General features: G+C 62.0%; 16 protein-coding genes. 11 read left to right on the top strand and 5 right to left on the bottom strand.

Annotated features, from left to right (window positions below; genetic code table 11):
- Genes ACLH0I_RS14285 through ACLH0I_RS14255 form a run of 7 tightly spaced genes read left to right on the top strand, consistent with a single transcriptional unit; the run spans position 1 to position 5,553 of the window.
- Positions 1-459 (top strand): Lrp/AsnC family transcriptional regulator, encoded by a 459-nt coding sequence (locus tag ACLH0I_RS14285; protein WP_411387433.1) that lies wholly within the window; start codon positions 1-3, stop codon positions 457-459.
- Positions 456-968: an AsnC family protein gene (locus ACLH0I_RS14280; RefSeq protein WP_250963166.1), complete on the top strand. Its 513-nt coding sequence runs from the start codon at positions 456-458 to the stop codon at positions 966-968. The genes ACLH0I_RS14285 and ACLH0I_RS14280 overlap by 4 nt, the downstream gene beginning before the upstream one ends.
- Positions 961-1,404, top strand: a complete 444-nt coding sequence (locus tag ACLH0I_RS14275) for an Lrp/AsnC family transcriptional regulator (protein WP_250963167.1) — start codon at positions 961-963, stop codon at positions 1,402-1,404. Before ACLH0I_RS14280 ends, ACLH0I_RS14275 begins: the two co-directional genes overlap by 8 nt.
- On the top strand, positions 1,379-2,005 hold the full coding sequence (locus tag ACLH0I_RS14270; protein ID WP_411387432.1) for an Lrp/AsnC family transcriptional regulator: 627 nt from the start codon (positions 1,379-1,381) through the stop codon (positions 2,003-2,005). Before ACLH0I_RS14275 ends, ACLH0I_RS14270 begins: the two co-directional genes overlap by 26 nt.
- Positions 1,999-3,177 carry a heme d1 biosynthesis radical SAM protein NirJ gene (gene nirJ, locus ACLH0I_RS14265; RefSeq protein ID WP_411387431.1) on the top strand — a complete coding sequence of 393 codons (1,179 nt, stop codon included), beginning with the start codon at positions 1,999-2,001 and terminating at the stop codon, positions 3,175-3,177. The genes ACLH0I_RS14270 and nirJ overlap by 7 nt, the downstream gene beginning before the upstream one ends.
- Before the next feature lie 40 nt (positions 3,178-3,217).
- A complete protein-coding gene (gene cobA, locus ACLH0I_RS14260) occupies positions 3,218-4,060 on the top strand; it encodes a uroporphyrinogen-III C-methyltransferase (protein WP_411387430.1) in 843 nt (280 codons plus the stop codon).
- On the top strand, positions 4,057-5,553 hold the full coding sequence (locus ACLH0I_RS14255) for a cytochrome D1 domain-containing protein (protein ID WP_411387429.1): 1,497 nt from the start codon (positions 4,057-4,059) through the stop codon (positions 5,551-5,553). Before cobA ends, ACLH0I_RS14255 begins: the two co-directional genes overlap by 4 nt.
- 221 nt (positions 5,554-5,774) lie before the next feature.
- Here the strand turns inward: ACLH0I_RS14255 and ACLH0I_RS14250 are convergent, their stop codons facing one another.
- The 3 genes from ACLH0I_RS14250 to ACLH0I_RS14240 form a co-directional block, all read right to left on the bottom strand.
- The gene (locus ACLH0I_RS14250; RefSeq protein WP_411387428.1) at positions 5,775-6,959 is read right to left on the bottom strand and encodes a porin; all 1,185 of its coding nucleotides are present in this window, start codon (positions 6,957-6,959) and stop codon (positions 5,775-5,777) included.
- A gap of 415 nt (positions 6,960-7,374) precedes the next feature.
- A complete protein-coding gene (locus ACLH0I_RS14245) occupies positions 7,375-8,649 on the bottom strand; it encodes a glucarate dehydratase family protein (protein ID WP_250963173.1) in 1,275 nt (424 codons plus the stop codon).
- Positions 8,646-10,016, bottom strand: coding sequence for an MFS transporter (locus ACLH0I_RS14240; protein ID WP_411387427.1), 1,371 nt, complete (start codon positions 10,014-10,016; stop codon positions 8,646-8,648). The genes ACLH0I_RS14245 and ACLH0I_RS14240 overlap by 4 nt, the downstream gene beginning before the upstream one ends.
- Before the next feature lie 107 nt (positions 10,017-10,123).
- Here ACLH0I_RS14240 and ACLH0I_RS14235 point away from each other — a divergent pair, with 107 nt between their 5' ends.
- The gene (locus ACLH0I_RS14235) at positions 10,124-11,020 is read left to right on the top strand and encodes a LysR substrate-binding domain-containing protein (RefSeq protein ID WP_053184675.1); all 897 of its coding nucleotides are present in this window, start codon (positions 10,124-10,126) and stop codon (positions 11,018-11,020) included.
- Between the two features lie 117 nt (positions 11,021-11,137).
- Here ACLH0I_RS14235 and ACLH0I_RS14230 read toward each other — a convergent pair whose 3' ends face one another.
- Positions 11,138-11,500, bottom strand: coding sequence for a DUF6124 family protein (locus ACLH0I_RS14230; protein ID WP_411387426.1), 363 nt, complete (start codon positions 11,498-11,500; stop codon positions 11,138-11,140).
- 966 nt (positions 11,501-12,466) lie between these two features.
- Here ACLH0I_RS14230 and ACLH0I_RS14225 point away from each other — a divergent pair.
- Positions 12,467-12,898 carry a nuclear transport factor 2 family protein gene (locus tag ACLH0I_RS14225; protein ID WP_250963176.1) on the top strand — a complete coding sequence of 144 codons (432 nt, stop codon included), beginning with the start codon at positions 12,467-12,469 and terminating at the stop codon, positions 12,896-12,898.
- Positions 12,899-13,101: 203 nt separating this feature from the next.
- Here the strand turns inward: ACLH0I_RS14225 and ACLH0I_RS14220 are convergent, their stop codons facing one another.
- A complete protein-coding gene (locus ACLH0I_RS14220) occupies positions 13,102-14,025 on the bottom strand; it encodes a LysR substrate-binding domain-containing protein (protein ID WP_411387425.1) in 924 nt (307 codons plus the stop codon).
- Between the two features lie 128 nt (positions 14,026-14,153).
- Between ACLH0I_RS14220 and ACLH0I_RS14215 the strand changes: the two genes are divergently transcribed.
- Both ACLH0I_RS14215 and ACLH0I_RS14210 read left to right on the top strand, forming a co-directional pair.
- On the top strand, positions 14,154-14,360 hold the full coding sequence (locus ACLH0I_RS14215) for a tautomerase family protein (RefSeq protein ID WP_025213530.1): 207 nt from the start codon (positions 14,154-14,156) through the stop codon (positions 14,358-14,360).
- 437 nt (positions 14,361-14,797) lie between these two features.
- A complete protein-coding gene (locus ACLH0I_RS14210; protein WP_186728586.1) occupies positions 14,798-15,532 on the top strand; it encodes an SDR family NAD(P)-dependent oxidoreductase in 735 nt (244 codons plus the stop codon).
- Positions 15,533-15,572: the final 40 nt, after the last annotated feature.

Below are 15,572 nucleotides of genomic sequence, written 5' to 3'. Positions count from 1 at the left end.
ATGACACCCAGCTCACTGGCCCGGCGCCTGATCGATCGATTCCAGCATGGCCTGCCATTGTGCGCCGAACCCTATCGGGCCATGGCCGAGACCTTGGGCTGCAGCGAAGCCCAGGTCATCGATTGCCTTCAACACCTGCACGTGGCCGGGACCTTATCGCGGGTCGGCCCGGTGTTCGAACACACCCGCGCCGGGGCCAGCACCCTCGCCGCCCTGGCCGTGCCCGAAGACCGCCTGCACCAAGTGGCGGCACGCGTCAGTCAATACCCGGAAGTCAATCACAACTATGCCCGGGAACATCGCTACAACCTCTGGTTCGTGCTGACCGGCCCCAACCGGGCGCACCTGGACAACATCCTCCAGGAACTGGAACACGACACCGGTCTCACGCCCCTGGACCTGCCCATGCTCACCGCCTACCGCATCGACCTGGGCTTTGCCCTGGAGGCCACCCCATGAACATCACCCTGAGCGAACAACAGTCACTGGCCTTGCGCCGTCTGCTGGAAACCGGCCTGCCCCTGACATCCCGTCCCTTCCAGGCCTTGGCCGAACAGATCGAGGCCAGCGAGCCACAGGTGCTCGAACAGGTGCAGCGCTGGCATGAACAGGGCCTGTTCCGTCGTGTCGGCTTGGTGGTCAACCATCGCGCCTTGGGGTTTGCCGCTAACGCCATGCTGGTGCTGGATGTGCCGGACGCCCTGGTCGATGAAGTCGGCCGGCGCCTCGGCCAGGCCCCGGGCATCAGCCTTTGCTACCAGCGTCCACGGCGCCTGCCCCAGTGGCAATACAACCTGTTCTGCATGATCCACGGGCGCCAGCGTGACCGCGTCGAGGCCCAGGTCCAGGCGCTGCTGGAAGAACACCTGCTGGACGACCTGCCCCACCAGCTACTGTTCAGCACGCACCTGTTCAAGCAATGCGGCGGACGTTTCGCCGCACCGGTCGGAGCCCGCAGCGATGGATGACCTCGACCGGCGCCTGATCAATCGCCTGCAATTGGGCCTGCCACTGGTCCGTCATCCTTGGCAGGCCCTGGCCGAGGAACTGGACAGCAATGCGACCGAACTGCTCGACCGCCTGCATGAACTGCTCAACGACGGCGTGCTGACCCGCTTCGGCCCGATGTTCGACATCGATCGCCTGGGCGGTGCGTTCACCCTGGCGGCACTGGCGGTGCCCGAATCGCGCTTCGAAACCATCGCCGAGCTGCTCGCGGACATGCCCGAAGTCGCCCACAACTACCGCCGCGAACACACCTGGAACATGTGGTTCGTGCTCGCCTGCCCCAGCGAACAGGCGATCAACGACACCCTGCTGCGCATCGAGCACCTGACCGGCCTGGTGCCGCTGAACCTGCCCAAAGAGGAGACCTACCATGTCGGCCTGTACTTCCCCGTCTGAGTCGTTGTGGCAAGCGCCGCCATGGCTGGATGAAACGCCCTTGGCCCTGCGTTTGGTGGAACTGACCCAGGCCGGCCTGCCCTTGCTCGAAGACCCCTGGGCCTGGCTGGCCGAACAACTGGGCTTGAGCGTGGAATCCACCCTCGACCTGCTCAAGCGCCTGCAGGCCGAAGGCGCGATCCGGCGCATCGCCGCCGTGCCCAATCACTATCGCCTGGGTTATCGCCACAACGGCATGACGGTGTGGGACGTGGCCGATGCCGATATCGCACGCCTCGGCGCCCTGCTGGGAGCACAGCCCTTTGTCAGCCACTGCTATCGGCGCCCGCGCCGACCCGGTTGGCGCTACAACCTGTTCGCCATGGTCCACGGCCGCAGCCGCGACGAAATCGACCGCTACCGCGAACACCTGCGCTATTTGCTGGGGGACGCCTGCGCCGCCGACGACATGCTGGTGAGCAGCCGTATCCTGAAAAAAACCGGCCTGCGGCTGTCGCCTGTGGGAGCAAAGCTTGCTCGCGAAACAGGGGCGTCGGTTTCTGAAGAGCGGCATCAGCTTCATCGCGGGCAAGCCTTGCTCCCACGGAGCGACTTATGTTGAGGATCAGCCACTACCTGCGAGCCCTGGCCGGGCACTGCCCCGCCCCACGTGTCGCGCCACCGGGCAGCCAGCGCCCGCCGGTGGTGATCTGGAACTTGCTCAGACGTTGCAACCTGACCTGCAAGCACTGTTACGCAACATCCGCCGACAGCGTGTTTCGCGATGAACTGGACACAGCGGCGGCACTCCGGGTCATCGACGACCTGCATGATGCCGGCGTGCGCGTGCTGATCCTGTCCGGCGGCGAACCGTTGCTGCGCGACGATCTGTTCCAGCTCAGTGCCTATGCTCGCGACAAAGGCTTTTTCCTGGCCCTGTCCACCAACGGCACATTGATCGACGCCGCCAACATCGAACTGATTGCCGCGGCGAATTTCGACTACGTCGGCATCAGCATCGATGGCCTGGAAGCGACCCACGATGAATTCCGCCAGCTCAAGGGTAGCTTCGCCAGCTCCATGGCGGCCATCCGGCTCTGCCGCGAGCAAGGGATCCGGGTCGGGTTGCGCACCACCCTCACCCAGCAAAACCATGCCCAGCTGCCACGCTTGCTGGACTTGATGGATGAATACGACGTACAGAAATTCTACCTGTCGCACCTCAACTACAGCGGCCGCGGCAAGCGCAGTCGCAAGCTCGATGCCCAGCAGCAGATGAGCCGCGAGGCCATGGACTTGATCTTCGACAGGGCCTGGCGCGACATCGAACAGGGACGCGACAGTGACTTCGTCAGCGGCAACAACGATGCCGATGCGATCCTCTTGCTGCACTGGGTATCCCGGCACTTGCCCCAGCACTACACCGCACTGGAGCAGATGCTGCGGGCCTGGGGCGGCAATGCCTCGGGCAGCGGCATTGCCAACATCGACAATACCGGCGAAGTCCACCCCGATACCTACTGGTGGCAGCACTCGGTGGGCAACGTGCGCCAGACACCGTTCAAGATCCTCTGGCTCGATCGCCCCGATGCCCTGCTGCTGAAGCTGCGCGAACACCCCCGGGCCGTGGGCGGCCGCTGCGGGCAATGCCGATGGCTGGACATCTGCAACGGCAATACCCGTACCCGCGCCTGGGCCGACGGCGACCTGTGGGGCCAGGACCCCGGCTGCCACCTCAGCGATGACGAAATTGGCGTGCACCCGATCCCCAGCGTTGCGCTGCCCTGCGCCTGATGAACCGACGGCGAACCTGATACCGAACCAAGGAAGTCCCATGCCTGCCTCCATCGTTTTGCCCGCTGCCCTGCAATCGCCCTTCAGACCGGGCGAGGTCGCCCTGGTCGGCGCCGGCCCCGGTGACCCGGGCCTGCTGACCTTGCGCGCATGGAGCCTGTTGCTGCAGGCCGACGCGGTGGTCTACGACCGCTTGATCAGCGCGCAATTGCTCACCCTGATTCCACTCACCTGCGCCCGGCATTACGTCGGCAAGGCCGCCGGCTGCCACAGCCTGCCCCAGCCACAGATCAACGAACTGCTGGCCGACCTGGCCGACCAGGGACAACGGGTGGTGCGGCTCAAGGGCGGCGATCCGTTCATCTTCGGTCGCGGCGCCGAGGAACTGGAGTATCTGCTGGCGCGAGGTATCGATTGCCAAATCGTGCCCGGTATCACCGCCGCGGCCGGTTGCAGCACTTACGCCGGCATTCCCTTGACCCATCGCGACCTGGTCAATTCCTGCCGTTTCATCACCGGTCATTTGCAACGCGAAGGCGACTTGAACTTGCCTTGGCAGAGCCTGGCGGATGACAGCCAGACCCTGGTGTTCTACATGGGCTTGTCGAACCTCGGCACCATTGCCACGCAGTTGATCGCGGCGGGCCTGGCGGCTGATACGCCGGCGGCGTTGATCAGCAACGGCACGCGCCCCGACCAGCAGGTCCTGCGCGGTACTCTCCAGCAATTGCCGGAGCTGGCGCAGGCGTGCGCCGAGGGCCTGCCAACCTTGACGGTGATCGGCAAGGTGGTCGGCTTGTTTGCCCATCAGTTGCTGGAACATCCAGCCCGTCTGCACCCGACCCTCCCGCGCCAGCCAGGTATGACCAGGGTGGCGTCATGAGGCTCGGCTGGCTTGCCCCGTTGCTATGGATCGGCGCCGTCCACGGCGCCTCCGTGCCTGAAGCGGACCTGGCATTGGCTGAACAGACCTACCAGCAACACTGCCAGCAGTGCCACGGGGTCAATCGCATCGGCGCTGCCGGGCCGGCACTGTTGCCGCAAAGCCTGAGCCGGATCAAGCCCGACGAAATTCGCCAGGTGATCGAAAATGGCCGCCCGGCCAGCCAGATGGCGGCGTTCGGTGCGGTGCTCGAGCCTGCAAAGATCGATGGCTTGACCCACTATCTCCAGCGTTCACCCGCCGTCGAACCGACCTGGAGCGAGGACGACACGCGCCGCAGCCATCGCCTGCTGGCGGATGTCGCCAGCCTGCCCGATAAACCCCAGCACCACGCCGACCCGCTGAACCTGTTCGTGGTGGTGGAGGCTGGTGATCATCACGTCGATATCGTCGACGGCGATCGCTTCGAAGTCCTGGCGCGCTTCGCCTCACATTTCGCGGTGCATGGCGGGCCGAAGTTTTCGCCGGATGGACGCTTCGTCTATTTCGCCTCCCGGGACGGCTGGATCAGCCTGTATGACCTGCACAACCTCACGCTCATCGCCGAGGTGCGGGCCGGGCTCAATACCCGCAACCTGGCGGTGAGCAAGGACGGGCGCTGGGTGCTGGTGGGCAACACCCTGCCCGGCAACCTGGTGGTGCTGGATGCCCGCGACCTGTCACTGGTCAAGACCGTTGCAACGGTGGGGCTGGACGGCCAGGCTTCGCGGGTCAGTGCGGTGTATACCGCCCCGCCGCGCAACAGTTTCATCGTGGCCTTGAAAGACGTGAAAGAGGTCTGGGAACTGCCCACCGGACCGAACCCGGACTTCGTGCCCCGGCGGATCGAGGCCGAGGATTACCTCGATGATTTTTCCTTCTCGCCTGATTACCGGCAGTTGCTCGCCACCTCCCGCAAGGCCCAGGGCGGTCAGGTGATCGACCTCGACACCGGGCGGATCGTCACTGACATCGCGCTGCCGGGCATGCCACACCTGGGCTCGGGGACCTATTGGAAACGCGATGGACACTGGGTGTTCGCCACGCCCAACATCAGCAAGGGATTGATCTCGGTGATCGATTTCGACACCTGGAAAGTCATCAAGCAGATCCCCACGCTGGGGCCGGGTTTCTTCCTGCGCAGTCACGCCAACTCCCGCTACGCCTGGACCGATGTGTTCTTCGGCCCGGACAACGATGCCATCCACCTGATCGACAAACAGACCCTGGAAATCGCCCACACCCTGCGGCCCATGCCCGGCAAGACCGCCGCCCATGTCGAGTTCACCCGCGATGGCCGCTACCTGCTGTTGAGCATCTGGGATAGCGATGGCGCGCTGATCGTCTACGACAGCGACACCCTTGAGGAAATCAAGCGACTGCCCATGAACAAGCCTTCGGGCAAGTACAACGTCGGCAACAAGATCGAGTTTGCCGAGGGGACGTCGCATTGAAAAAAAGGGGCTGATGCGCAGCCCCCAATATCAACCGCTCTGAGACACCTGGGTGTCAGGTCTCAGGACTGCTTCGCAGCCCAGCGGGAGCAAGCTCCCTCGCCACAAAAGCAGTGGTCGACTTCATTTTTGAGTACGAGCGCACCCCTGTGGCGAGGGAGCTTGCTCCCGCTGGGCTGCGAAGCGGCCCCAAAGTAGGCCTGACACACCACGTTTCACCCTTACCAGGTAAGCACCGCCCCCACCGCAAACGTGTCGGTATCTTCGTTCTGGGCGCTCGTATCGTGGCCATTGATTTCGAACTGGTTGTACTCGGCCACGAGCTTGAGGTTGTCGTTGATGTCATGGAACAGCGCAATGCCACGGGTTTCGTAATCGGCACCACTGCCCACCACGCCGTTGCCGTCGTCATCGGTCTTGCCGTAGGACAGCGCCAAGCGGTTCTTGCCCAGCTTGTACGAGCCCTGTAACAGATAGCCCTTGCTGTCGACATTGCGCAGGGTCGCTTCACCGGCGTTGTTGGTGAAAAACGGATTGATGCCCTTGGCCTGGAACCCCGAACCGGTGAGCGACAGCCCGCCCATCTTGGCCTGCACCCCGTAGCCCAGGCCTTTGGAAGTCACCGATTCGACCGTGGAATCGGTGTTGTCCGAAGTCTGGTAGCTGCCGTTGAGCCAGCTGTAGATCTTCGCCCCGCCCAGGTCGAACTGGTAGGTGATCTCGCTCTCGGTACGCGGGTTTTCCTGGTAGGCCTTGCCGGTGGCGCTGTTGTCGTTGGTGTCCACCGGGTCCATGATCCCCACCGCCACGCGCAAGCCCTCCATCACTGGCGTGCGGTAGGTGATCTGCGAGGTCGGGAACGGGTACGGATAGCCGCTGCCGATGTTGCCGAACGAGACGCCACCGCCGTCCACCAGCCCCAGGGTATCGCTGACCTGGCCATAACCGGCGAGCAGCTCGTCCAGCAGGATGTTGGAGCGGGCAAACAGGCCGAAGTCCTTGCCGACCAGCACCTCGCCCCACTCCGGATTGGCCACGGTGCCGTAGAACTGGCGCACGTCGATGGCGGTGTCGGTGCCGTTGGTTTCGCTGTCGTTGATGGTCACCCAGAACGAGGCCCGGGCGCCGAGCTTGAGGTCATCGACCTGCTTGCCCATGTTGAAACCCAGGTAGTTGGGCAAAAAGCCCATCTTGACCCGCGCCTGCCGACGGTCGTACTGCTCACCGGCGCGGTCCACGTCGCTGTTGACGTAGAAGGCGTTGATGTAGCCGTCGGTGGAAAAGGTGGTCTGGTCCTTGTCGTACAGCATGATTTCAGCGTGGGCCCAAGGCGTCAGGCCCAGGCTGGAAAGACCGGCGATGACCGCAGGCAAAAAACGCAGGCAGGTATTTTTATTGTTGTGCATGGCGCGCTCCGCAACAGGGGACGGGATGTCGGAGGCGATTATCGAAAGGCGCCAGGGCACGTCATACGCTGCCTTGGGAGCGATTGGCGGATGCTTTGGCAGCGCCGGCCCGGCGCGGCAGTTTGGGTGTAAGACGGCGAGGCTGGCGGGTGCGGTACTTTGGGTGTGGGCCGCAAGGTGGCTTGGGAGGACCAACCCATTGGGCAGTCATAGTGAGTTGGCTGGTTTGGGGCTGCTGCGCAGCCCAGCGGGAGCAAGCTCCCTCGCCACAGGGGTCGCACCCCACACTCAAAATTGAAGTCAGATCCAGCTTTTGTGATGAAGAAACTTGCTCCTACAGGGTTTGCACCGTGTTGCTTTTGTGGCGAGGGAGCTTGCTCCCGCTGGCCTGCGCAGCAGGCCCCTCGCCTTCGGCTCAGAACCGCGGCTTGACGGTCTTCCAATCCGGCCGGTAACGCTGCATCTGCCGCACATCGTCGCGCTGGCGAATGCCGCAACTGAGGAACTGTTCATGCAGCTTGCCCAGTTGATCCCGGTCCAGCTCCAAGCCAAGCCCAGGCGCCCGGGTGATCTTCACGCAGCCGTCGACAATCGGCAGCTTGCCGCCCTTGATCACTTCTTCATCCGGCTCCTGCCACGGGTAATGGGTGTCGCAGGCATAGTCCAGGTTCGGCACCGCGGCCGCGACGTGGGCCATGGCCATGAGGCTGATGCCCAGGTGCGAGTTGGAATGCATCGACACGCCCAGGCCGAAAGTGCTGCACATTTTCGCCAACACCTGGGTGTCCCGCAGGCCGCCCCAGTAATGGTGGTCGGCCAATACGATCTGCACGCTGTCCAGGGCCACGCTGCGGCGGAACTCGTCGAAATCAGTGACCACCATATTGGTCGCCAGCGGCAGCCCCGTGCGCTTGTGTAGCTCGGCCATGCCTTCCAGCCCGGGCGTCGGGTCTTCGTAATACTGCAAGTCATCCCCCAGCAGCTCGGCCATGCGAATCGAGGTCTCCAGGGACCAGTTGCCATTGGGGTCGATGCGCAACGGGTAGCCGGGAAACGCCTGTTTCAGCGCCTTGATGCAGGCGACTTCATGCTCCGGATCGAGGGCGCCAGCCTTGAGCTTGATGCTCTTGAAGCCATAGTCCTGGATCATCCGCCGGGCCTGGGCGACGATCTGCTCTTCGTTGAGCGCCTCGCCCCAATTGTCGGCCGGGTACGGCGAATCGATGTGCTCGGCGTACTTGAAAAACAGGTAGGCGCTGAACGGAATCTCGTCGCGGATCGCGCCGCCCAGCAGGTCCACCAACGGCACGTTCAGGTAATGGGCCTGCAAATCCAGGCACGCCACTTCGAACGCCGAATAGGCATTGCTCACCGCCTTGCTCGCATGGGAACCCGGCGCCAATTCGGCACCGCTGACGCTGGCCGGTTTCTGCGCAGCGACGGTCGCCTGGACGATGGCCCGCAACTGGTTGAGGTTGAACGGGTCCAGGCCGATCAACTGGCTCTGCAATTGCTGCTGGATCGCCAGGGCCGGGGCATCGCCGTAGCTCTCCCCCAGGCCGATGTAACCGTTGTCGCTCTCGATCTCGATGATCGAGCGCAGCGCGAACGGTTCATGGATACCGCTGGCGTTGAGCAAGGGTGGGTCGCGAAAAGCGATGGGGGTGACGGTGACGCGTTTGATCTTCATACAGCGGCTCCCGATGGGCCAGGGTTCAAGGCTTGGTTTTTTTCCGGTCGGCCGGACAGTGAATTCGGCTTATCGCGGCCCGGCTTGGTACGGGCGAAGAAAATCACCACGGCGGCCACCAGGGAAGTGATCGCCAGCCCATACAGTCCGCCCTCGATGGACCCGGTGGTCTGCTCCAGGAAACCGAAGGCCGTCGGTGCCACGAAGCCGCCAAGATTGCCGATGGAATTGATCAGGGCGATCACCGCCGCCGCGATGCGCGCATCCAGGTAGCCCTGGGGAATCGGCCAGAACAGCGCCGAGGCCGCCTTGAAACCGATGGCCGCGAAACAGATCGCCACGAAGGCAAAGATCGGCCCGCCGGTGGTGGACATGAACATGCCGAACGCGGCGATCACCAGCGTCACCGCGACCCAGGCCTGCTGGAATTTCCACTTGCCGGCCAGGGCGGCAAAACCGTACATCGCGACGATGGAAATGATCCACGGAATGGAATTGAGCAGACCGACCTGGAAGTCCCCCAGGTTGCCCATTTTCTTGATCATGCTCGGCAGCCAGAACGTGGCGCCGTAGATGGTCAGGGCGATGGAAAAGTAGATGAAGCAGAACAGCGCGATCTGTCGGTCGGCCAGCAACTTGAACATCGACGGCTTGATCACTTGCGTGGCTTCCCTAGCCCGCTGTTCTTCGGCAATCGCGGCGATCAGGACAGTCTTCTCTTCGGCCGTCAGCCATTTGGCCTGGCTGGGGTGCGATTGCAGCCAGAACCAGACGAACCCGCACAGCACGATGGAGGCAAAACCTTCGATCAGGAACATCCACTGCCAGCCATGCAGGCCCATCCCGCTGATGTGCAGCAAGGCGCCGGAGACCGGGCCGGAAATCACCGAGGCGATGGCCGAGCCGCTGAGGAAGATCGCCATCGCCTTGCCGCGCTCGTTGGCGGGCAGCCATTGGGTGAAGTAATAGATGATGCCGGGAAAGAACCCTGCCTCCGCCGCGCCGAGGATGAAGCGCAGCACATAAAAACTGGTCTCGCCGCGCACAAAGGCCATGGCCATGGCCGCCGCGCCCCAGGTGAACATGATGCGCGTCAGCCAGGCGCGTGCGCCGTAGCGTTGCAAGAGCATATTGGACGGAACTTCGAACAGCGCGTAGCCGATGAAGAACAGCCCCGCACCGAGCCCGTAGGCCGCGGCGCCGATGCCCAGGTCGGTTTCCAGGTGGCTGCGCACGAAGCCGATGTTGACCCGGTCGATGTAGTTGACGATGAACATCACCACCACCAACGGCAATACATGACGTTTGACCTTGGCCGCCGCGAGCGCCAGGGTGTTGTCATGGGTGGAGTCCGTTACGTTATTCAAGGGTGCCTCCCGATCGTTGTTTTTGTGGGGAACGGGACGATGATGGACGCGGCGGATTGTTCCCGTCTAATCTAACTTGGCACTTGATTGATACCTGGATTGAATCAATGTTTGAACTGGCCCAGTTGCGCTGCTTTACCACCGTGGCGACCGAACTCAACTTCCGACGAGCCGCCGAACGCCTGAACATGACCCAGCCACCGCTGAGCCGGCAGATCCAATTGCTGGAGCATCACCTGGGCGTCGAACTGTTCACCCGCAGCACCCGTAGCGTGGCGCTCACCGCCGCCGGCCGGGCGTTTTTCATCGAAGCACAAAACCTGTTGGAACAGGCGCAACAAGCCGCCGTGGCGGCCCGGCGTTTCGCCCAGGGTGACATCGGCTCGGTGACCATCAGCTTCGTCGGCAGCGCGGTGTACGAGTTCTTGCCCAAGGTGATTGCCGAGGCCCGGCTGAAACAGCCCCAGGTCAAAATCGTCCTGGCGGAAATGAACACCTACCAACAGCACGAAGCCCTGCGCGCCCGGCGCATCGACCTGGGCATCGTCCGCTCGCCGCTGCTGGAAACCGGCTACGCCACCGAATGCCTGGTGCGCGAACCCTTCGTGCTGGCGGTGCCTGCGGGTCATCCGCTGGCCAGCGCTGAAACCGTCAGCGTCCAGGACCTGGACGGACAACCGTTCCTGATGTACTCCCACGCCGCCTACCCGCCCTTCAACGAACTGCTCACCGGCATGCTGCGCTCGGCCCGGGTCGCACCGCAATTCGTGCAATGGCTGGGGTCGTCGCTGACGATCCTGGCCCTGGTCAACGCCGGCATGGGCCTGGCCCTGGTACCGCGTTGCGCCAGCAGCGTGGTGTTCAAGCACGTGGTGTTTCGCGAGATCGATTTGGGCGAAGGGGTGCAGAGTGAGTTGCACCTGGTGTGGCGGGAGGACAATGACAACCCGGCGTTTACGATGTTGCTGGAAGGGATTCGGGGGGCGGTTCGGGAAGGCTTGTGAAGGCGGAGCAACAAGGCCCATGGGGTTGGCAGTGGCTGACGGAACCCAACGTTCCACCGGGCTTCGTGGACTTAGGTTGTGGGGGCGCTTGCAGCGCCCCACAACACTACCTGGCGATTACCCAGGCTTGTGGTTATCCAGTACTCGATTGACCGCTAACTCACCCAACATGATGACCCGTTGCAGCACCAGCATCGTTTGGCGTCTTGGGCCGTCCGTCAAATCGGTGAGGTCGCTGACCATCACGCTGGCGGATGCCAAGGATTCGCACGCCTCAACGAGTAACGTTTCGTCATCCACCGCTGCGTCGATGGTGAAGATCGTGCTGGGCCTGCGGGGCTGTATCTGCGTTTTCGTTGCCCCGGGGTTCAGGTAGTGCTTGAGCGCGCGGTCTGCCGCCTCTTTCAACTTTTCAGGGTCGAGAGAGTCGCCGTAGAGTACCGAGTCGATATCCGGGGGGTTGGGAGTTACTTTGAACATAATTGACAATCCTATATTGGAGCTGCAACCGTTCTCTACTAAAAGAAGGGTGGCGGCTGTACGCAGGTTAGTAGACCGGCAGGATTGGCAAAACCCGGCGCGCCCGAGGACGCCCTGCGCACAACCACCATTTAGTTCAGGCATATAAATGACCTGACTGAACAGTGCTCAAGCACTTCACCAAACCTGATGGGCTACTAAACCCGACCACTGATGGGCAGTGGCAGGTAAACGATAGAGGCCAGGGGCAAAGCGCACAAGCCAGCGGATTCTGACGCATGCGTAAGTAAGGACGCAAGGTCTCGTAGCCTTTCAGGCGTAATGTGGAGTGTATTTAAACGTGTCGCGCTGGATATGTTTACGACAATTAAACGGGTCGATTTTTTCTTCGTTATTTATTGGGGCTGTATTGGTGTAAATACAGTGTCTTATGGGAGGCTCCGGGGTCATCGATATTAAACGAGCTCATGCCGTAGATAATACGTTGGCGGATGCTTTGGGGAATGTTCCTACAGTTGGCCGGCTACAACTTGTTGCGTTATCAAATGGCACCTTGCCCGATATTGACCTGCGGTTCCTCATAGACCGATTGGACTTTGATCGTTTGATCGTTCCCACGCTCTGCGTCACCTTCCAGAAGCGGAACGCCGAGCGTCCCTGGCGACATTCCCACGCTGGAGCGTGGGAACGATCGAACTGTGGCCTGTGAAACCCGTGGCGAGGGAGCTTGCTCCCGCTGGGCTGCGAAGCAGCCCCTGGTACTGACACCGAGGTGTGCCAGGTTTATGGGGAGCAGGTTTTTCGGGCTGCTGCGCAGCCCAGCGGGAGCAAGCTCCCTCGCCACATTATCAGCGCTCTTGAGCCATGCGCCCGGCTGGTTTGCCAACGCCTCACTTCAGGTTGTACGATGACCGACGAGCATGCTTCGCTCGCGTTCCTGATACCTACAACAACAAGGAAATCCCCATGAAAAAAGCGACATTGGTCATCGGCTTCTTGTGCCTGTTCGGCGGCTACGCTACGGCCGCTACATCGCCCGAGCAGGAAGTGGCCCAGGCGGTCGATCATTTGACCCAAGCCATGCTGCACAAAGACATCCCCCAGCTCCAGGCACTGGCCGCCGAGAACCTGACCTATGGACACTCCAGCGGCAACATCCAGGACAAGAAAGCCTTCATCGCCGACATCGAAACGGGCAAGAGTGCGTTCAAGACCCTGGAAATGAAAAATCAGAAAATCACCCTGTCCGGTGATGTGGCGCTGGTGCGCAATCACTTCTCGGCCCAGGCGCTCAAGGGCACTGAAGTGGTGCCGACGGAGATCGAGAACTTCCAGATCTGGCAGAAGCAGAAGAATGGCAAGTGGCTGCTGATCGGGCGTCAGGCGTTTCGGTTCTGATAGCGGGCTAGGCCCAGAATCTCTGCGGCAAGCGCATTATTTGAGCGCGTGGTGATCCATTGTGGCGAGGGGATTTATCCCCGCTGGGCTGCGCAGCAGCCCCAACAGCAGCGGGTGTTCAATCTGGCACACCGAGCAGTCTGAGCAAGGACTGCTTCGCAGCCCAGCGGGGATAAATCCCCTCGCCACAGATCACAATCACCTCAAGTCGCGGCCCACTGCTCCCGGTACTGCAGCAGAAAATCCACAAAAGCACGCACCCGCTGCGGTACGTACCGCCCATGGGGATACAGCAACGTGAACGGACGCGAACGTCCCGCGTACGGCGCTAGCACCTCCAGCAACTGCCCGTTGGCCAGCTCCTGTTCCACGATGAATTTGTAGGTCTGGAACAATCCTGCGCCATGCTTGGCCAACGTCACCCCGCCCAGTACATCATCCGAGCAGCAATACCCGCCCTGTCCGAACACTTCCTTCTCCTTGCCCTCGACATTGAACAGCCAGGAAATCCGTCGCCCGCTGCTGGGCAGTTCGAACTGGATGCACTCGTGGTCATCCAGGTCTTCAAGCACCTGCGGCGTGCCGGCCTTGCGCAGATACTCCGGGGAGGCGACCACCACCAGCTTCGCGTCTTCCAGCAGCCGGGCGATCATCGACGAATCGGGTTGGGCCCGCACCCGGATGGCAAGGTCATACCCTTCGGCAACGAAATCGATGTTTCGATTGCTCAGGTGCAGGTCCACCGTCACTTGCGGGTACAGCGCCCGAAAAGCCGGGAGCAAGGGCAGGATGCGATAGTGGCCGTAAGTGGTGGGCAGGCTGATGCGCAGTTGCCCGGACGGCACCGATTGCGCGCCCATCATTTCCTGTTGCGCCTCGACCAGTTGCGTCAGCGCTTGCCGGCATTGCTCGAAATAGATCCTGCCGGCTTCGGTCAGTCGGATGCTGCGGGTGGTGCGCACGAAAAGCCGAGAGCCCAGGCGCTCTTCCAAGCGAAAGATCGAGCGGCTCACTGCCGCAGGCGTAACGCCTGCCAACTGCGCCGCCGCGGTGAAACTGCCCGCCTCTGCCGCGAGGCAGAACAGTTCTATGCTGCCCAACTGCAGGTCTTCGAAATGACGCTTCATGATTCGTTACACCGCGTATCAACTGAAGTTTCCAAATGCCTGTTTATCAGTACGTGGCGTATAAATACAGTGGCCTTGCAACACGCGGGCGTTGGCCTGCGTCCATTTCCCATCAGTTGGAGTGCACCATGCCTTTCGTCAATGTGCGAATTACCCGAGACGGCGTTACCCGTGAACAGAAAGCCCAGGTGATTTCCGAAATCACCGAAACCCTCCAGCGCGTGCTGGGCAAGGACCCGCATTTGACCCATATCGTGATCGAAGAAGTCGACACGGATAATTGGGGATATGCGGGGATGACGACGACGGAGTATCGAAGTCTTCCCAAGGAATAAGGCTTGCCCCTCCCGAGCCCGGTCCAACTGACCGGGCTTTTTTCTGCCTGCCAACCCGCCGACCCTGTGGGAGCGAGCCTGCTCGCGATAGCGGTGTGTCAGTCTATATCAGTACTGACTGGCCTGACGCTATCGCGAGCAGGCTCGCTCCCACAAGGGATTGCTGGCGAACGCGGATTTTGCGATCAGCCGGGAACATTGTGGGAGCGGGCTTGCTCGCGAAGACAGAGTTTCAGTCAGAACTCTGTAGCTGACACACCGCCTTCGCGAGCAAGCCCGCTCCCACAGGGATTTATGGGTGTTCGAAATTGATTACATGACGTATCAACTCAAGTACCGGAAGCCTTATTTATCAAACCCTGGCGCATCAATACCCTGAGCTCAACCACCGCCAACACAGGCGCACCGGTTCAACTCAATGTGATCAGGAGTCAATCATGAGCCTCAACAAAACCGTCATCATCACCGGCGCTTCCAGCGGTATCGGCCTGGGCTTGGTCAAGGCATTCCTCGCTCGAGGCTACAACGTGGTGGGCAACGCCCGCTCCCCGTCCGGCCTGGACGCCGCCGCCGCCGAGCTTGGTCACCCGGCCGGTTTCCTCGGCGTGGCTGGCGACATCTCCGACCCGGCCACCTCAACCGCCCTCATTAGCCAAGCCGTCGAGGCGTTCGGCGCCGTTGACGGGTTGGTGAACAACGCTGGTTTCTTCCTGCCAAAACCCTTCGTCGAATACAGCCCCCAGGACCTGGACGCGCTGCTGGACACCAACCTCAAGGGGCTCGTCTTTGCCAGCCAGGCCGCTGCCGCGCACATGATCGGGCGCCAGCAAGGCTTCATCATCAACATCTCAGCTGCCGTGGCCCTGCAACCGAACATCCAGGTGCCGGCCGCGCTGCCGGTGCTGATCAAGGGCGGTGTCAACCAGATGACCCGCGCCCTGGCCCTGGAACTGTCGCCCCACAACATCAAGGTCAACGCGGTTGCTCCTGGCATTATTGACACGCCGATGCACGACCCGGCGCACCGCGACTTCCTCAACCACCTGGCCCCGGCCGGTCGTGTGGGCACCATCGAGGAAATTGCCGAGGCCGTGTTGTACCTGGCGGGTGCTGATTTCACGACCGGCGCGATACTGCCGGTGGACGGCGGGATGAGCACAGGCAAGTGGTAAACAGGCAAGTGGCAAAAAACAAAAACCCCGGAGGCCAGGC

Origin of the sequence: Pseudomonas sp. MPB03 (assembly GCF_046605385.1) — a bacterium.
GTDB classification, from domain to species: domain Bacteria; phylum Pseudomonadota; class Gammaproteobacteria; order Pseudomonadales; family Pseudomonadaceae; genus Aquipseudomonas; species Aquipseudomonas zanjanensis.
The sequence above is the reverse complement of the archived record's forward strand: the minus strand, read 5'-3'. Positions and strand labels throughout refer to the sequence as shown.